The organism is Streptomyces tubercidicus (assembly GCF_027497495.1).
GTDB classification, from domain to species: domain Bacteria; phylum Actinomycetota; class Actinomycetes; order Streptomycetales; family Streptomycetaceae; genus Streptomyces; species Streptomyces tubercidicus.
Window position 1 is genome coordinate 3,087,212 of sequence record NZ_CP114205.1, and the last position, 16,951, is coordinate 3,104,162.

Consider the following 16,951-nt stretch of genomic DNA (forward strand, 5'->3'; position numbering starts at 1 on the left):
AAAGTCGGGATCTGTCCGATTTGGCGCAGGATTGCTCCGCACTTTGTAGAGGGGTTGTTACCTTTGCCGCGCAACCCCGCCGCGCGATGACCTACGCAGCGATCACGCCCGCATCGAAGCCAGTTCGACCACCGTGACATCCGGCGGTGCGCCCAGCCGTACCGGTGGGCCCCAGGTGCCTGCGCCGCGGGAGACGTAGAGCTGGGTGTCGCCGTAGCGTTCGAGGCCGGCGACGGTGGGGTTGGTGGCCTCGGCGATGTAGGTGAAGGGCCACATCTGGCCGCCGTGGGTGTGGCCGGAGAGTTGGAGGTCGACGCCGTAGCGGACGGAGTCGTGGATGGTGACCGGCTGGTGGGCCATCAGGACGACGGCGCGGGTGGGGTCCCGGTCGCTGAGGGCCTGGTCGTAGTCCGGCCCGGCCTGTTCGGTCTGGCCGGCGACGTCGTTGACTCCGGCGAGGTCGAAGCCGGGGAGTTCGGTGCGCACGTTCTCCAGGGGGTGGATGCCCAACTCCCTTACGTGGTCGATCCATTGGTCGGCGCCTGAGTAGTACTCGTGGTTTCCGCTGACGAAGAAGGCTCCGTGGCGGGCGCGGAGTTCGCGTAGGGGGGCGGTGGCCGGGGCGAGGTCGGTGACGTTGCCGTCGACCAGGTCCCCGACGATGGCCACCAGGTCGGGGTTGGTGCGATTGATGGTGTCGACGACACGACGGGTGTGGGCGCGGCCGAGGATCGGGCCCAGGTGGATGTCGCTGACGACGGCGATGCGGAAGCCGTGGGCGGTGCGCGGCAGTTTGGCCAGGGGGATGGTGACGCGCTTGATCGTCGGGCCGCGGAGGGTGGTCGCGGTGCCGTATCCGACGGCGGCGGTGGCGGCGAGGGTGGCGCCGGCGGCGACCGCACGGGCCATGAAGAGGCGGCGGGGTGGGGTGGCGAGCGGCGGGAGGGCGGGGGTGTGGGGCGGGAGGAGCGTCGGGGAGGTCGGGGTCGGCGCAGGCGACTCGGCGGCTCCGGGGGCGTGCCCCCGCTCGGTCGGCGAACCGCCCCGTTCCCCGTGGCCCTGCCCCTGCTCGGCCGGCCCCCCCTCCCCGTCCGCCCGCGCCCGCTCCCGCTCGCGCTCCCGCATCGCCCGCAACCACACCGCCCGGACCGCTTCCCCCACCAGCAGGGCCAGTGTGAGATAGAGCACCAGGGCCAGCCAGAGGTAGCCGGGCCAGGAGAGGGTCTGTTGGAGGGGGAAAGGGGCGCCGGTGCGGGCGGAGAGGAAGGCGGCGAGGGTGGTCAGGGGGAGGACGAAGGCGGCGGCGGTGCCGGTGTGGCGGAGGCGGCTGCCGGGGGTGGTGGTGTCACGGATGAGGCGGCACCACAGGTAGCGGTGCACGCCGAAGAAGAGTCCGAGGACCGGGACCACGATCAGGGCGAAGATCACGGCGTCTCCCCGTGCCCGTGGTTCAGGAGGCGGACGAGGAGGACGAGGAGGAGGCGGGCGGCTCGGGCGGGTGATTTGCGGCCTCGCGGCGCAAGGCCCGTACGCCACGGAACCCGATCACGCCGATCGCCGTCCCCAAAAGAAAGGACGCCACCGCGAGCAGCAGATGGACCCAGAAGTAGGCGGTCGGGTCACCCGCGTCGTCGAAGGCGAGGCCGCTGCCGTCCTTCCAGAGGTTTTTGACGAAAGTGATCCAGATGAACCAGCTCCACACCCCGAAGGCGAGCAGGAACCAGGACACGGGGCGCGAGAGCTTCATACGTCCCAGTATGGGCAGCGGCTCCATCCGGCGGTCGGCAGGGGCACTCTTCCGTGGGGTGCTGTCGGCGTCCGGGGCAAAGGCGGGTACGTTCACCGACGTGCCGACGACCTTCAGTGCTTCCACGGCTTCCACCGACCCGACCGCCCCGAACGCTTCGGCCACGACCGGCAATGCCGGACGTGCGGCGCGACACGGCTTCCCCCTGCGCACCGTCGCCGCACTGGCCTCCTCCGGGCTGCTGGCCACCCCCCTTCTGGCCGGCACCGCCCACGCCGACCCCAAGGAGCCGAAGGGTCCCAAGCCGCCGGCGAAGATGTCGCAGATCGGCGGGGACCGGCTGGGTACGCCCGGCGTCCAGGTGGCCCTGAAGCCCGGTTCCCCGAAGCTGCCGGGCCCGGACACCCTCACGGCCCGTTCGTGGATCGTGTCCGACGCCGAGTCCGGCAAGGTGCTGGCCGCCAAGAACGCCCACTGGCAGCTGGCGCCCGCCAGCACGCTGAAGATGCTGTTCGCCGACACCGTGCTGCCGAAGTTCCCCAAGGAGCAGAAGCACACGGTCAAGGCCGCCGACCTCGCGGGGATGGGCGCCGGCAGCAGCCTCGTCGGGATAAAGGAGAACCTGAGCTATACGGTCCACGACCTGTGGCTGGGGGTCTTCCTGCGGTCCGGCAACGACGCGGTGCACACGCTGTCGGCGATGAACGGCGGGACCGAGGCCACCGTCACGCAGATGCAGAAGCGTGCGAAGGAGCTCAACGCCCGCGACACGCATGTCGTGACCCCGGACGGCTATGACGCGCCGGGGCAGGTCTCCAGCGCGTACGACCTGAGCCTGTTCGCCCGGTCGGGGCTGCAGAACGCCGACTTCCGCGAGTACTGCTCGACGGCCAGCGCCCAGTTCCCCGGTGACAAGGGCAAGGGCGGCAAACGGGCGACGTTCGGCATCCAGAACACCAACCGGCTGCTGAGCGGCGATTACGACATGAAGCCGTACCCCGGCATCGCGGGGGTGAAGAACGGCTCGACGACCAACGCGGGGTCGACCTTCACCGGTGTCGCCCAGCGCGGCGACCGCAAGCTCCTGGTCACGATCATGAACCCGGAGAAGAAGGAGCACAACGAGGCCTACAAGGAGGCCGCCAAGCTGCTCGACTGGGGCTTCGCGGCGGCCGACAAGGTGGAGCCGGTCGGGCGGCTCGTCGGCCCCCTGAGCGAGGACGACGGCACCGGCGCGGTGGGCGTCCACGGCAAGGGCAAGGGCAAGGGCGCGGGTCAGAACACGCAGGCCGCGCTGGACAGCACCGGCGGCATGAGCGGCGCCTGGACGGCGCTGGGGATCACCAGCGGGGCGCTGGCGCTGCTGGGCATCGTGGCATTCGCCGTGCACCGCCGGTGGCCGCTGCCGGAGCTGGTACGGGGGCGGCGCCGGTCCGGCAAGTGACCATCCGGGAACGGTAGATGGGGCGGGGTGGCCCCGGGAGACGGGCCTACGCCTCCCGCGGCCGCTCCGGCCCCTCCGGCCGCTCCGGGCCCTCCGGCCGCTCCGGGCCCTCCGGCACCTTGCGCTCCTCGTCCCCTCCGCTCCGCCGTTCCCCCTCCGTGGCCGTCCAGGACGCGCAGTAGACCAGCAGCTTTGCGGTGAAGTTGATCCAGAGCAGCAGGGCGATCGGGGTGCCGAAGGCGCCGTACATGCTGCGCGAGGCGACGCCCTGGAGATAGCCGCTGAGCAGCAGCTTCAGCAGCTCCAAGCCGATGGCGCCGAGCAGGCCGGCGATCACGACGGCGCGCCGCGGCGGATGGACGCCGGGCAGCCTGGTCAGTATGTAGGCGAGCAGCAGGAAGTCCGCCAGGACGGCGATGACGAAACCGGCGGCGGTGAGCAGGACGCTGCCGATGCCGCCCTCCGGGAGGCCGATCGCCTCCGCCGCCTTGCCCACCGCGGCGGACGCGAAGGTCGAACAGGCCAGGGAGAGCACGGCGACGCCGCCCACCCCGAGCAGCAGCGCGCCGTCCCGGAGCTTGCCGAGGAAGAAGTTGGTGTCCTCGTCGGGCTTCTCCCATACGGCGCGCAGACAGTCGCGCAGTGATTCCACCCAGCCGATGCCGGTCAGCAGCAGCGCGGCACCGGCCACCAGGCCGACGGTGGTCGCATGGTCGACGAGTCCGGCGATGTCGAGCCGGTCCGAGAGGCCGGGGAGCTGCTCGGCGACCTTGGTCTCCAGGGAGTGCAGCCGGGCGTCGCTGAGCAGTGCGGCGCCGATCGCCGCGGCGACGGTGAGCAGCGGGAAGAGCGCGACGAAGCTGGTGAAGGTGATCGCGGCGGCGAGCCGGGTCCAGTGCACCCGGAGCATGCGTTCGTAGGCGCGCCAGAGGTGTGTGGTCATCAGCCAGCTGACGGCCGGTCCGATCACCGGGAGTGTGCGCAACCAGTTCATGGCTTTCCCCTCGTGCCCGGTCGGCCGCCAGGTCGGGCAGGGTGTGGCGGCGCGCCCTCCGGACAGACCCTAAGTCTTAGCCTCCGGGTACCCCGGAAACGCGCACGCTCACGGGGGTGTGCGTCCGGTGATCGTCAGCGGCCCTCCAGAGGCCACCAGCGGCCGTCAGCAGCTGTCAGCGGCCGTCCGCAGCTGTCAGCAGGACGGTGCCGGCGGCCGGGACAAGTCCGCGGCCTGGCGCGGGACGGCGGCCGTCTGCGGGCCGAAGGGGTACTCGCGCTCCAGGCGCCACACCTCGTCCGCGCCCTGCTCGTAGAGGGCGAAGCCGTCGATCGTCCAGGTCGCGGTGAAGTCCCGGAGGCCGTTCTGGGCGCGGTCCATGGCCTCTTCGGTGATGCCGTGGGCGATCGTCACATGCGGGTGGTACGGGAATTGCAGCTCGCGGGCGCAGGGGCCGGAGGCGGCCCGGATCCGGGCCTGGAGGGCGGTGCAGCCGGGCACCCCGTCGGTGACCTTGACGTAGACCACCGGGGAGAGCGGGCGGAAGGTCCCGGTGCCTTCCAGACGGAGCGGGAAGGGGCGGCAGCCGGCCGCGACCTCGGCGAGGTGGCGTTCGATGGCGGGCAGCGCCTCGGCGCGGACCTCCGTCGGCGGGAGGAGGGTGATATGCGTGGGGATGCCGGGTGCGGCAGGGTCCCCGAAGCTTTCGCGCTTCCGTTGGAGGAAGCTGCCGTAAGGCTCCGGGACCGCGATCGAAACGCCCAGCGTTACGGTCCCCACTGCGTTCTCCCTCCTGACGTGTGTGCGGCGCGCTCGCGCACCCTCTTAGTGTGCCGGGTGCGCGCCCTTCGCGGGGAGCGTCCTCGGTCCTGTTGCAAGCGGACAAGGGGCCCACGGGCGGGGCCCCCTGGCTCTGCGGGGTTCGCGCGGCCGGCCGGGGCCCGCCGCGCGAAGGGCTGGCGTCAGTGCTTGGCCGGCAGGAATCCGAGCCGGTCATAGGTGGTGGCGAGGGTCTCGGCGGCTACCGCGCGGGCCTTCTCCGCACCCTTGGCCAGGATGGCGTCCAGCGTCTCCGGGTCGTCCAGATATTCCTGCGTACGGTCCCGGAACGGTGTGACGAAATCGACCATCACCTCGGCGAGATCGGTCTTGAGCGCGCCGTACATCTTGCCCTCGTACTTCTGCTCCAGCTCCGGGATCGAGAGGCCGGTGAGGGTGGAGTAGATGGTGAGGAGGTTGGAGACGCCGGGCTTGTTCTCGGCGTCGTAGCGGATCACCGTGTCGGTGTCCGTGACCGCGCTCTTGACCTTCTTCGCGGAGACCTTCGGCTCGTCCAGGAGGTTGATCAGACCCTTGGGGCTGGCGGCCGACTTGCTCATCTTGGCCGACGGGTCCTGAAGGTCGTAGATCTTCGCCGTCTCCTTGAGGATGTACGGCGCCGGCATGGTGAACGTGTCGCCGTAGCGGCTGTTGAAACGCTCGGCGAGGTCGCGGGTCAGCTCGATGTGCTGGCGCTGGTCCTCACCGACCGGGACCTGGTGGGCCTGGTAGAGCAGGATGTCGGCGATCTGCAGGATCGGGTACGTGAACAGGCCGACGGAGGTGCGGTCGGCGCCCTGCTTGGCGGACTTGTCCTTGAACTGGGTCATACGGGACGCCTCGCCGAAGCCGGTGAGGCAGTTCATGACCCAGCCGAGCTGGGCGTGCTCGGGCACATGGCTCTGGATGAAGAGCGTGCAGCGCTCCGGGTCGAGACCGGCGGCCAGCAGCTGGGCGGCGGCGATCCGGGTGTTGCTGCGCAGCTCCGCCGGGTCCTGCGGAACGGTGATCGCATGCAGGTCGACCACCATGTAGAAGGCGTCGTGGGACTCCTGGAGCGCCACCCACTGGCGTACCGCACCGAGGTAATTACCGAGGTGGAAGGAGCCGGCGGTGGGCTGAATGCCGGAGAGCACACGTGGACGCTGGAGAGCCATGCCTCGATTGTCTCAGGTCGGGGAGGGGGCAACGGCGCGTGGTGGCGCATGCGCGACGGGCCCGGCGGCCTTCGGCGCCGCGGCGCCTGTTCGCGGCGGCCTGTTCGGGGCGGGCGGCAGCTGGAATCGTGGGTCAGATGACCGATGGACAGCCCATCTCCGACGACGCCCGCCTCCCCGCCTCCGCGCCTCTCCCCCCGACGCCCGGTGCTGCCTGCCCCGCCGCGCGCTCCGGTGGCGGGGCGCCGCACCGGCTCGCCCCGGGTGGTGCCGGGCGCGCCGCGGCCGATGCCGTGCTGCGGGAGGCCGGAGCGGTGGTCCCCGTCCTGCTGCCCGGCGAGGTGCCCGCGGTGGCCGTCACCCGTCACGCGGTGCTGCGGGAGGTCCTCGCGCACCCCGAAGTCGCCAAGAGCGCCTGCCATTTCACGGCGCTGCACGACGGCACCGTGCCGCCCGGCTGGCCGCTCACCCTCTTCGCCACCGTCGACGGGATGACCACGGCCGACGGTGCGGACCACCGGCGGCTGCGCGGCCTGGTGACCAAGGTGTTCACCGCACGGCGGGTCGCGGCCCTGCGGCCCCGGATCGTCGAGCTGACGGCCGGGCTGCTGGACGGGCTGCCGGGCAGCGCCGCGGCCGACGGCACGGTGGAGCTGCGCCGGCACTTCGCCTATCCGCTGCCGATGGGCGTGATCTGCGAACTGCTGGGCGTGGACGCCGCGTTACGCGACCGGCTGCATGAGCTGTCGAACCTGATCGTGGGGACGAGCGGCACGGCGGCCGAGGTGCAGGCGGCCAACGTGGAGATCATCGCCGTCCTCGGGCAGGTCGCCGAGGCCCGGCGGGCCGACCCCGGTGACGATCTGACCAGTGCGCTGATCGCCGCCCAGGAGGAGGACGGCGACCGGCTGAGCGCACGCGAGCTGGTCGGCACCCTGCTGCTGATGATCATCGCCGGGCATGAGACCACGCTCAATCTGATCACCAACGCGGTGCGGGCCCTGTGCACCGACCGCGCGCAGCTGGAGCTGGTCCGGGCCGGGCGGGCGAGCTGGGACGACGTGGTCGAGGAGACGCTGCGGCACGACAGTCCGGTCGCCCACTTCCCGTTCCGCTATCCGGTCCGTGACCTGGAGCTCGGCGGCACGCTCGTACCGCGTGGCACCCCGATGCTGGCTTCCTACTCCGCGGCCGGCCGGGACCCGGAGGCGTACGGCCCCGACGCGGACCGGTTCGATGTCACCCGGCGGCCGGCCACCCGGCATCTCTCCTTCGGCCACGGGCCGCACTACTGCCTGGGCGCGCCGCTGGCCCGGCTGGAGGCGACGGTCGCCCTGGAGGCGCTCTTCACCCGCTACCCGGCGCTGGACCTCGCCGTCCCGGCCGCGGAGCTGCCACCGCACCCGAGTTTCATCGGCAACAGCACCGAGGTGCTGCCGGTCCGGCTCACCGGCTGATCACGGGTCACGGATCACGGATCACGGGCCGGGGAGCCGGACGGGGCGCGGGGCGGGGAGACAGCCGGACGGGGCGCGGGGCGGCGGGGGCCGTACGGGCGCCCGTACGGCCCGGGGTGCCCGTACGGCGCGGGCTCAGGCCATACGGGCGCCCGTACAGTGCGGCCTCAGGCCGTCGGCAGCCCCGGCGCCGGGTAGGCCGCCATCAGCTCGGCCACCTCCGTGCGGATCACCGTCAGCGCCTCCTCGTCGCCCTTCGCCGCGGCCTGGACGCTGCGGTCGATCCACTCGGCGACCAGCGGCATCCGGTCCGTACCCAGCCCGCGGGAGGTGAGGGACGGGGTGCCGATGCGGATGCCGGAGGGGTCGAAGGGCTTGCGGGGGTCGAAGGGGACGGTGTTGTAGTTGACGACGATGCCGGCCCGGTCCAGCGCCTTCGCGGCGACCTTGCCCGGGACGTCCTTCGAGGTGAGGTCGATCAGCACCAGGTGGTTGTCGGTGCCGCCGGAGACCAGGTCGTAGCCGCGGGCCAGCAGCGCCTCGGCGAGCGCCTTGGCGTTGGCGACGACGGCGTGCGCGTAGTCGCGGAAGGACGGGGCGGCCGCCTCGCGCAGCGCGACCGCGATGGCGGCGGTGGTGTGGTTGTGCGGGCCGCCCTGGAGGCCGGGGAAGACGGCCTTGTCGACGGCCTTGGCGTGGCTCGCCCGGGACATCAGCATCGCGCCGCGCGGGCCGCGCAGGGTCTTGTGGGTGGTGGTGGAGATGACGTCCGCGTGCGGTACGGGCGACGGGTGGGCGCCGCCCGCGATCAGGCCGGCGATGTGCGCGATGTCCGCGACGAGTACGGCGTCGACCTCCCGTGCGATCTCGCCGAAGGCGGCGAAGTCGATGGTGCGCGGGACGGCCGTACCGCCACAGAAGATGATCTTCGGGCGTTCCTTGCGGGCGAGGTCGCGCACCTCGTCGAAGTCGATGAGCGCGGTGTCGGGGCGTACCCCGTACTGCACACCGCGGAACCACTTACCGGTCGCCGAGACGCCCCAGCCGTGCGTGAGGTGGCCGCCCATCGGCAGCGCCATGCCGAGCACGGTGTCGCCGGGCTCGGCGAAGGCGAGGTAGGCGGCGAGGTTGGCGGGCGAGCCGGAGTACGGCTGGACGTTGGCGTGTTCCACGCCGAAGACGGCCTTGGCACGCTCGACGGCCAGGGTCTCGACGCGGTCGATGTTCTGCTGGCCTTCGTAGTAGCGACGGCCCGCGTACCCCTCGCTGTACTTGTTCTGCAGGACGGTGCCGGTGGCTTCCAGCACGGCGGCGGAGACGTAGTTCTCGCTGGGGATCAGCCGCAGCGTGTCGGACTGGAGCTGCTCCTCGGCGCCGACCAGCGCGGCCAGTTCGGGGTCGGCGGCGCTCAGCGCGGGATGCGGAACGGGCTGCGAAAGGGGCTGGGGCGTGACGGGCTGGGGCGTGCCGGACTGCGGCATGGCGTCCTCCGGGGCGGTCGATCGGTGTTGCCGGTCGTGGTCCCGGGGTGCCCAGGCGGGGCGGCACCTCGTGGTGGTTGCCGCACACCGCTTCACCGAGGTTGCTTCCCCGTACGCCAGTCGCGGTGCGCACCGCAGAGTCTAAGACACCCCGGAGCCCCTGTCCGGCGGATCTTCGCAGGTCGGTCCGCCCGGCCGGGCGCAACAATGGAAGGGGACGCGGCACCGCCCGCGCCCCATCGGCCTACCGAACGGAGTCACCGGTGACGTCCACGGAACGCAGCATCGCCGCCGCCGAAGCCCACAGCGCGCACAACTACCATCCGCTGCCCGTCGTCGTGGCCACGGCCGAGGGCGCCTGGGTGACGGACATCGAGGGCCGCCGCTACCTGGACATGCTCGCCGGGTACTCCGCCCTGAACTTCGGGCACGGCAACCGTCGGCTGCTCGACGCGGCCAAGGCCCAGCTGGAGCGGGTCACGCTCACCTCGCGCGCCTTCCACCACGACCGGTTCGCCGACTTCTGCACCCAGCTCGCGGAGCTGTGCGGGATGGAGCTGGTGCTCCCGATGAACACCGGCGCCGAGGCGGTCGAGACGGCGGTGAAGACGGCCCGCAAGTGGGGCTACAAGATCAAGGGCGTCCCGGACGGACGGGCGAAGATCATCGTCGCGGACAACAACTTCCACGGCCGGACGACCACCATCGTCTCCTTCTCCACCGACCCCGAGGCCCGCGCCGACTTCGGCCCCTACACCCCCGGCTTCGAGATCGTCCCGTACGGCGACCTGGCCGCGCTGGAGGCCGCCGTCGACGCCGACACCGTCGCCGTCCTCCTGGAGCCGATCCAGGGCGAGGCGGGCGTGCTGGTGCCGCCGCCGGGCTATCTGGCGGGCGTACGGGAGCTGACCCGCCGCCGGAACGTGCTGTTCATCGCCGACGAGATCCAGTCCGGGCTGGGCCGCACCGGCCGGACCTTCGCCTGCGAGCACGAGGACGTGGTCCCCGACATGTACGTGCTCGGCAAGGCACTGGGCGGCGGTGTGGTGCCGGTCTCGGCGGTGGTGTCGTCCCGCGAGGTGCTGGGCGTCTTCGCGCCGGGCGAGCACGGCTCGACATTCGGCGGCAACCCGCTCGCCTGCGCGGTGGCCCTGGAGGTCATCGCGATGCTGCGGACCGGCGAATTCCAGCAACAGGCCGTGGAACTGGGCGAACACCTGCACAGCGAGCTGGGCCTGCTGGTGGGCGGCGGCACGGTGGACGCGGTACGCGGCCGCGGCCTGTGGGCCGGCGTGGACATCAACCCGTCGCGCGGCACGGGCCGGGAGATCTCCGAGCAGCTGATGGCACGCGGGGTGCTGGTCAAGGACACCCATGGCTCGACGATCCGGCTCGCGCCACCGCTGGTCATCAGCAAGGAGGACCTGGACTGGGGGCTCGACCAGCTGCGCGGCGTGTTGGAGGGGTAGGAGTGCGGCGTGCGCCGACGTCCTAGGCGTGGCCTGGCCGGGCCTGGAGGGAGGCCGGGGTGACGAGCCGGGCCCGTTCGTGGAGTTCCCGGGCGGCGTGGTTCTTGAGGTGGGGGCGGATGCGCTTGAACATCTTCCCGATGCGCCGGTCGACCCGCCCGCTTTGCACCAGAGGGTATTCGTCCAGCGCTTCATGCCAGGTCGCACAAGCTGCTTCCAGATGCCCCACCTCAAGTTGGAATTCGGCGAGGGTGGCCCGTTCCTTCACCCGGGACCGGCGGTAGATGTCGTAACACAGCCTGTCCGATTCCCGCATCGCCGCAACGGCTCCGGGAAGGTCTCCCAACTCGTGGCGAACATGGCTGATGTGGTAGTGGAGAGCTGAGGGGTCATAGGATCCAAAGGCTTTCGCTCGCGCCTCAGCCTTTTCCATGGAGATTTCGGCCTCTTTGAGGTGCGCCAGGGCCTTGTGGCGGTCTCCGGTTTGCGCAGCGGCATGTGCCTGCTGGCCCGCAAGGAAGGCGAGCATACGCGGGCCCGCTTGCGGAGAGGCGGCGGCAGCAGCATCGGCCAGCCTCATGGCTTCACGGCCCTGCCCCAGGTCAACTGCCTGCACACTCATGCCCCGCAGTGTCGTGCAGTACGTGAGGTGGTCCTCAGAGGCGCCGGCCAGTTCCAATGCCTTCAGGTAATACTTCTGCCCCAGTCCCTCCACCCCCTCATCCACAGCCATGTAGCCGGTGAGATAGCAGAGGTCCGAGGCTGCCGACATCATTGCCTTGCGTACCGATTCCGGCGCCTCAGCCCGTAGATATGGAGCCACCGTATTGACGAGAAATGCCGCAGCCATGGGGCGGGCGTGGCGTCCGCCGAATTGGTCGTCGAGTTCTGAGATCCGTTCGGTCATGGCGATGACCGTGTCAACTTCCGGCATGCCAATGCGCGGAGTTGGGCCGGTTTGAACGGCTTCCATCCGCCCCACCACATCCGGCCAATTGGGAACCGTCAGCGCAACGGAAAAGAGCCCTATACCGAGAACGCTGCGACGCGAGGGGTCCATATCTCCCCTACCGAGATCGATCAGCCCTTCAACCGTGCCCGGAGCGACATCGGAGCCAGTGACCGGCGCCGGGAATCCTGCCTCGGCATGCGTGACCGGACGTCCCAGCTTCCGCGCCAGGGCCTCCACGATCAGCGGTCTGACCTGCTCTTTCGGCAGGTGCCCCTGACACCACTGATGGGCGGACGGCTCGCGGTACTTGAGCGGGGTTCCTCGCTCGGTGCCGATGCGGTTCACGGCCTGGACGAACTGCCGCAGCGTCCAGCCGGTCTGCCGGTAGAGCCGTTCCAGATGCCGGTTCGGTTCCCGAGTGCCCACTAGCCCTCAACTCCCCGATGTGCGCGAGCGTTTAAAGCTCTTAAAAGCCGCTTCCACTGCCACCGTACCGCTGGGCGTAGCGGACCGGTTGCCTAGAGCGAGGAAGGCCCCCTCACGAGACGAAGAGGACCCCCGCGACCGTGGTGGAACGGCCCGGGGGCGTGGCCCTCAACTACAAGGGAGTTGATGACATGTCCAACGCTACAGCGAGGGACTTCGTCCGGCTGCTGCCGTGGACCAGCCCGGACGGGAAACCGTGCTTCCTGGCAGGCGACGGGACCGGATATGTCTCCCGCATCGCCGACCGGATCGAGGAAGAGCAGCTCTGCTCGGCCGACGATCTCATCGACGAAGCCGGCCACCTGCTCGCCGGACGGGCGTGGACACCCGGGGAACTGCACCTGCTGGCCGTCGAATTGACCGCAAACCTTGCCGATGTGCGCCGGGTGGCCGACAGCCGGGGCAGGCGCTTGACGGCTCTCGGCCACGACGCCCCGGACGACGCCGACGGCGAAGGGCCCCGGCTTCCGGCGGAGGCGTTCGGATGAGACGGGCACCCGTCCGCGCACGCCGCGGAGCAGGGGCCTTGGCGGCGCGGAGCTGCAAGGGTGGCGGGTCACACAACGTCAAGGCCGGAGAGTCGGTGCGCTGGCTCCCCCGTCGGCGAGCCTCCTCGTTGCTGTTGCCGGGCAACGACTGCTGGGTCTTCGACCGTTCGTCGGTGCTGTGCAATCACTTCAACGGTGATGGGGAGATGACCGGTGAAGAGCTGGTGACCGACGCCGGTGTGGTCCACGCATGCGTATCCGCGTTTGAAGCGATCTGGGAACGGGCGACTCCCCACGAGGAGTACCGGCCGGTTTGACCGTACCCACCCGGAACACTCGAACGTGACGTCGTCGTCCAGCGTCCGGCAGGCCCGGGAGGGCCTGCCGGACGCTGGACTGTCGGGCCTCGCCGTCCGCGTCGGCGGCCCCAGCTGTGCCCTGTCCACATGGCAACTCATCCGCTGAATGCACCGCGCCCCTGATCCGGCCACGTGCCGGAGCAGGGGCGCTTTCGCCCTTAGCAGCGTGGGTTACTTGCCGTCCCCGCCCTGTGGCGACGGTTCACGCGGAGCCTCGGGGGGCATGGGGCCGCCATCATGTTTGCCGCCGTCCTCCTCCATCTCCGCCTCGTGGCGGAAGGGCACACCGCGCCAGCCTTCGGTGTCGGGTGTGCGCGTCTCGTATGTATCGACGCTCACAACGCTCATGCACCAACCTCCTCTTTCGCGAGGAGCCATGCCGCCGTACGGTCGAGGGCATGACCCATACGCCGCAAAGGGGTTTCCTTTGCGGTTGGTCACCCGCCCCGGCTGCTCGACTGTCCAGGTTTCCGCCGCCGGGGCGGGAGTCTTCAGGATCCGACTATCGCCGGCAGATGTGGCAGGCCCACAGGCCGCCTGTTCTTCAGCCATCGTGTGTCCCTGGCCACAGAGCATTCGCATTCGCTGACGTCCCTTGGCGCGACAGCTAAAGCACGGAAACGGGTCTTCCCGACGGTATGGAGAGCGAAAGACTCAGCTCAATGAACTTCTACGAACTTGCACACCGTCACCCGAGCGCGTCAATTGCCGAAGTAACGAGCTTCCTGGCTGCCGCCCCGTAGACAGCGATGCCTGCGAGTTCGGTGAACGTCTTGGCGTACTCGGCGATTTCGCTCGGTCGCTTCGCGGTGAGGCTGGCGGACACGAGCTCACAGGATGCCTGTTTCTCGTCGTACAGAGAGAAGGACTCGCACGGCCACGCATTGCCACGCACGACCCCCATGGGGATCACACCAAGGCTCAAGGAGGGCGTGGCCGCCATTCCGATCAGGTGGCTCAATTGGCTGACCATCGTGCCGGAATCTCCGATGACCGTGCGAAGAACCCATTCCTCCATCAGGAAGGCGAACCGGCGTCCTCCCGTGTACAAGACACGCTGGCGCTCCATCCGTGCTGCGACAGCCTCGTCAGTGTCGCCAGGAGTGTCCCTGACGGAGGCAACCGTGTTAAGGATGGCGCGTGTGTAGTCCTGGGTCTGGAGCAGCCCTGGAATGACCCACGACTGATAGAAGCGGAACCAATGGGTTTGCTCAAAGAGCGGCAGCACGGACTCCTGGGCATGCTTCAGGCCGGCGCTTTCCAGTCGCCGCCACTCCACATACATGCCGTCGATGCCACGGGCGGTCGCGATGAGGTCCGCAGCTTGGCCCTCGGCGTCACAGATCCGGGTCCAGGTACGAATGTCCTCATCGGAGGGCAGAGTTCGGCCGTTCTCAAGCCGGGAACTCTTCGACTCATGCCACCCTGCCGCCGCCGCCACAGCGCGGGCGGTCAGACCGGAGTCCTGGCGGATCTCGCGGAGGCGCTTCCCCAGCGCTTCCCTGGCCTGCTGGATGCTGGACGACGGCGACGACGGGGACACGGAGAGTTCAGCCCTGTTCGTGGATCAGACCGGCCGGTAAACCTCGTGCGGGACTGCGCGTTCCCAGACCGCCTCGAAAGACGTCGAGCAGAGCTGCACGATGGCTGGTTCCGTCGTCCGCTCCTCGTCTCCCTCGGGTGACAGCTCGCCATCCCCGGTGAAGTGCAGGAAGACGACCAGGCTGTCATCGAACAGCCAGAAGTCATTGCCTGGGAGCGCCAGGTCCGACACCTTGCGACGTGGCAGCCAGCGCACCTGCTCGCCGGCCTCCACGTTGCTGGGCGTGAGGTGGTGCTCAAAGCGGAGGTAGTCACTCATGGGCTCGGAGAAGATCCGAGCACGTCGGACCTCCACACCGCGCGTGGTGATCTCTTGCATCAGGGCGAGCCAGGGGCGCGAGGCCGGGTCGTTCTCGGCAGGAACGCTTTGCGGGGCCTGCCGCCAGGAGACGAAGCGCGGGTCGGATCGCATGTAGCCGTCCCTCATCTCCAGGTGAACGGCGGAACGCTTGGCCTGCCTGAACAGCTCGCTAAACGTCAGCTCGGCCGCCATCGCGTACCTCCGGAAAGAACTGTGTCATGTACTTGGGGATTTCCACGACCGTCTCATGGTCCGGAAGATCCAACTGGGAGAGTCGTTCGTCGTCCAGCACCTTCAGGCCCTGGACCAGGTACTTGTCAGTCACGTCGTCGTAATAGACGGTGGCGGACTTACCCTCGGGGGAGTTCGGGTCCTTGCCAAGCATGTGCAATGCCATGGTGCCATCCTCACTCATTGAAGACGATCTCTATCCATGAGCTTGCGCTTAAGTCACCCTGCTGCGCACTGAACTTGCATGAACTTGCACGGGTTTAAGGTTCCGGCGATCTGGCGCGGCACCTGGCCGCGCAGGGTGGCGCGGCTAGCTCAGGATCACATGGGGCAGGAACCGCGCGTACTCATCGGTGACCGGGCCCGCCGACTCGCGGATGCCGAGGCCGGCCGACTCGTCCTCGACGACCCAGGCGCCGAGGACCACCCGGTTGCCGTCGAAGTCCGGCAGGGGCGCCAGCTCCTGGTAGCAGCAGGGGTCGCCGGGCGCCCGCAGTACCGGCTCGGCGCCCGGCTCGTGGAGCGTGACCCCGGCGCCCTCCCGGCCGAGCAGCGGCTTGGCGGCGTAGCCGCGGGTCTGCGCCAGCTCGCGCGGCCCGTCCAGGTAGGCGGGCAGCAGATTCGGGTGGCCGGGGTTGAGCTCCCACAGGATCGCCAGCAGCGCCTTGTTGGAGAGCAGCATCTTCCAGGACGGTTCGATCCAGAGGGTGGAGCCGGTGCCGCCGCCGTTGTCCAGGGTGTCCAGGACGTAGGGGCCGAAGTCGTCGCTGGCCAGCCACTCCCACGGGTAGAGCTTGAAGCAGGCCCGCATGAAACGCAGCCGCTGGTCGACGAAGCGGCCCGACAGCCGGTCCCAGCCGATGTCCTCCATCGAGATGGCGACCGTCTCCAGGCCCGCCTGCTGCGCCGTCTCCTCCAGATAGGCGACGGTCATCAGATCCTCGCCGAGTTCGTCGCCCGACGAGTGCGCGAAGTGCAGCGGGGCACCGGGCGGCAGCAGCGGGGCCTGCCGCTTCCAGGCCGCCACCAGCCGCTCGTGCAGCGAGTTCCACTGGTCGGCGCCGGGAAAGCGCTCCTCCATCCAGAACCACTGCGGGCTGGCGGCCTCGACCAGCGAGGTCGGGGTGTCGGCGTTGTACTCCAGCATCTTGGCCGGGCCGCTGCCGTCGTAGTGCAGGTCGAACCGCCCGTAGAGGGAGGGGATTTCGTCACGGCGGCGCCAGGATTCGGCGATCAGCCCGGCCAGTCGCGGGTCGTCGATGCCGAGGTCGGCGAAGCGGTCCTGTTCGACGATGTGCGCGGCCGCAGCCAGGCACATGCCGTGCAGCTCCTCGACGACCTCCTCCAGGGCCTCGACCTCGGAGAGCGTGAAGGAGTAGTACGCGCTCTCGTCCCAGTACGGGCGCAGCGAATCGTCCGGGTAACGGGTCAGCGGGTAGATCAGGCCCTGCGCCTCGACGGTCTGCTGCCAGCCGGGGCGCGGCTCGATGGTGTGGCGTTCCATGCCGTGCCGTCGCCGCTCAGCCGCCGAAGGAGCCGTGCGAGCCGCCGCCCGAGCCCGAGCAGCCGAAGCCGCCGCGGTTGACGGCCGTGCTCTTGCTGAAGGTGCCGCTGTCGGCGTACGAGCCGCCCTTGTTGGACGGGTCGTAGTACCACTGGGCGTCGGTGCGCTTCGCGCCGCGGCCGCCGCTGCCGGTACCGCTGCTCCCGGAGGACGAACTGCCGCTCGCCGAGCACTTCTTGGAGTCGACGATGCGGTAGCCCTTGAGCGTGTCGTAGCTGTTGCGGTCGACGCAGCGCTTGTCCGGCTCCGAGCCGCAGGACGTCAGGGCGGCGGCGAGCGCGCCCATACCGCCCAGGATCACCGTGCTCGACCGCAGCCGCCGGCGTGCCTTCTCTGCCATGTCTTTGCCTTTCCCCCGTGAACATCTGTTTGAGCGGGGTCAGCGTAAACGGCCCCCGTG

Annotated in this window: 18 protein-coding genes and 1 riboswitch; of the genes, 5 read left to right on the forward strand and 13 right to left on the reverse strand. The window is 69.8% G+C overall.

Annotation, left to right across the window (positions count from 1 at the left end; translation table 11 throughout):
* Positions 1 to 102 precede the first annotated feature (102 nt).
* On the reverse strand, positions 103 to 1,428 hold the full coding sequence (locus tag STRTU_RS13180; protein ID WP_159743714.1) for a metallophosphoesterase: 1,326 nt from the start codon (positions 1,426 to 1,428) through the stop codon (positions 103 to 105).
* A gap of 22 nt (positions 1,429 to 1,450) precedes the next feature.
* Positions 1,451 to 1,747: an SCO4848 family membrane protein gene (locus tag STRTU_RS13185; protein ID WP_159743715.1), complete on the reverse strand. Its 297-nt coding sequence runs from the start codon at positions 1,745 to 1,747 to the stop codon at positions 1,451 to 1,453.
* Between the two features lie 10 nt (positions 1,748 to 1,757).
* On the opposite strand from STRTU_RS13185, the gene STRTU_RS13190 reads away from it, so the two are divergent.
* Positions 1,758 to 3,191, forward strand: a complete 1,434-nt coding sequence (locus tag STRTU_RS13190; protein WP_246240441.1) for a D-alanyl-D-alanine carboxypeptidase family protein — start codon at positions 1,758 to 1,760, stop codon at positions 3,189 to 3,191.
* Positions 3,192 to 3,237: 46 nt separating this feature from the next.
* On the opposite strand, the gene STRTU_RS13195 is transcribed toward STRTU_RS13190, so the two are convergent.
* From STRTU_RS13195 to trpS, 3 genes are all read right to left on the reverse strand, one after another.
* A complete protein-coding gene (locus STRTU_RS13195) occupies positions 3,238 to 4,185 on the reverse strand; it encodes a YihY/virulence factor BrkB family protein (protein ID WP_159743717.1) in 948 nt (315 codons plus the stop codon).
* A 195-nt stretch (positions 4,186 to 4,380) separates the two neighbouring features.
* The gene (locus STRTU_RS13200; protein WP_159743718.1) at positions 4,381 to 4,965 is read right to left on the reverse strand and encodes a 2'-5' RNA ligase family protein; all 585 of its coding nucleotides are present in this window, start codon (positions 4,963 to 4,965) and stop codon (positions 4,381 to 4,383) included.
* A 182-nt stretch (positions 4,966 to 5,147) separates the two neighbouring features.
* Entirely contained in the window at positions 5,148 to 6,161 is a 1,014-nt protein-coding gene (gene trpS / locus STRTU_RS13205; protein WP_159743719.1) for a tryptophan--tRNA ligase, read from the reverse strand.
* A gap of 137 nt (positions 6,162 to 6,298) precedes the next feature.
* Here trpS and STRTU_RS13210 point away from each other — a divergent pair, with 137 nt between their 5' ends.
* On the forward strand, positions 6,299 to 7,618 hold the full coding sequence (locus tag STRTU_RS13210; RefSeq protein ID WP_159743720.1) for a cytochrome P450 family protein: 1,320 nt from the start codon (positions 6,299 to 6,301) through the stop codon (positions 7,616 to 7,618).
* A 167-nt stretch (positions 7,619 to 7,785) separates the two neighbouring features.
* On the opposite strand, the gene STRTU_RS13215 is transcribed toward STRTU_RS13210, so the two are convergent.
* Entirely contained in the window at positions 7,786 to 9,099 is a 1,314-nt protein-coding gene (locus tag STRTU_RS13215) for a serine hydroxymethyltransferase (protein WP_159743721.1), read from the reverse strand.
* 42 nt (positions 9,100 to 9,141) lie between these two features.
* Positions 9,142 to 9,233, reverse strand: a riboswitch (ZMP/ZTP riboswitch).
* A 129-nt stretch (positions 9,234 to 9,362) separates the two neighbouring features.
* On the opposite strand from STRTU_RS13215, the gene rocD reads away from it, so the two are divergent.
* Positions 9,363 to 10,568 (forward strand): ornithine--oxo-acid transaminase, encoded by a 1,206-nt coding sequence (gene rocD, locus STRTU_RS13220; RefSeq protein WP_159743722.1) that lies wholly within the window; start codon positions 9,363 to 9,365, stop codon positions 10,566 to 10,568.
* 22 nt (positions 10,569 to 10,590) lie between these two features.
* On the opposite strand, the gene STRTU_RS13225 is transcribed toward rocD, so the two are convergent.
* A complete protein-coding gene (locus STRTU_RS13225; RefSeq protein ID WP_159743723.1) occupies positions 10,591 to 11,946 on the reverse strand; it encodes an NsdA family TPR-like regulatory protein in 1,356 nt (451 codons plus the stop codon).
* Between the two features lie 191 nt (positions 11,947 to 12,137).
* On the opposite strand from STRTU_RS13225, the gene STRTU_RS13230 reads away from it, so the two are divergent.
* Entirely contained in the window at positions 12,138 to 12,494 is a 357-nt protein-coding gene (locus STRTU_RS13230; RefSeq protein ID WP_246240444.1) for a hypothetical protein, read from the forward strand.
* Positions 12,495 to 12,589: 95 nt separating this feature from the next.
* Positions 12,590 to 12,811: a DUF6879 family protein gene (locus STRTU_RS13235; RefSeq protein ID WP_371873588.1), complete on the forward strand. Its 222-nt coding sequence runs from the start codon at positions 12,590 to 12,592 to the stop codon at positions 12,809 to 12,811.
* A gap of 213 nt (positions 12,812 to 13,024) precedes the next feature.
* Here STRTU_RS13235 and STRTU_RS13240 read toward each other — a convergent pair whose 3' ends face one another.
* From STRTU_RS13240 to STRTU_RS13265, 6 genes are all read right to left on the reverse strand, one after another.
* Complete coding sequence (locus STRTU_RS13240; RefSeq protein WP_167539140.1) at positions 13,025 to 13,201, reverse strand: hypothetical protein; 177 nt, start codon at positions 13,199 to 13,201, stop codon at positions 13,025 to 13,027.
* Positions 13,202 to 13,541: 340 nt separating this feature from the next.
* Positions 13,542 to 14,396, reverse strand: a complete 855-nt coding sequence (locus tag STRTU_RS13245; protein ID WP_167539141.1) for a helix-turn-helix domain-containing protein — start codon at positions 14,394 to 14,396, stop codon at positions 13,542 to 13,544.
* Between the two features lie 24 nt (positions 14,397 to 14,420).
* Positions 14,421 to 14,948: a DUF6879 family protein gene (locus STRTU_RS13250; RefSeq protein WP_159743724.1), complete on the reverse strand. Its 528-nt coding sequence runs from the start codon at positions 14,946 to 14,948 to the stop codon at positions 14,421 to 14,423.
* The gene (locus tag STRTU_RS13255) at positions 14,926 to 15,153 is read right to left on the reverse strand and encodes a hypothetical protein (RefSeq protein ID WP_159743725.1); all 228 of its coding nucleotides are present in this window, start codon (positions 15,151 to 15,153) and stop codon (positions 14,926 to 14,928) included. Before STRTU_RS13255 ends, STRTU_RS13250 begins: the two co-directional genes overlap by 23 nt.
* 144 nt (positions 15,154 to 15,297) lie before the next feature.
* A complete protein-coding gene (locus STRTU_RS13260) occupies positions 15,298 to 16,491 on the reverse strand; it encodes a glutathionylspermidine synthase family protein (protein WP_159743726.1) in 1,194 nt (397 codons plus the stop codon).
* 16 nt (positions 16,492 to 16,507) lie between these two features.
* Positions 16,508 to 16,891, reverse strand: coding sequence for a hypothetical protein (locus STRTU_RS13265; protein WP_159743727.1), 384 nt, complete (start codon positions 16,889 to 16,891; stop codon positions 16,508 to 16,510).
* Positions 16,892 to 16,951: the final 60 nt, after the last annotated feature.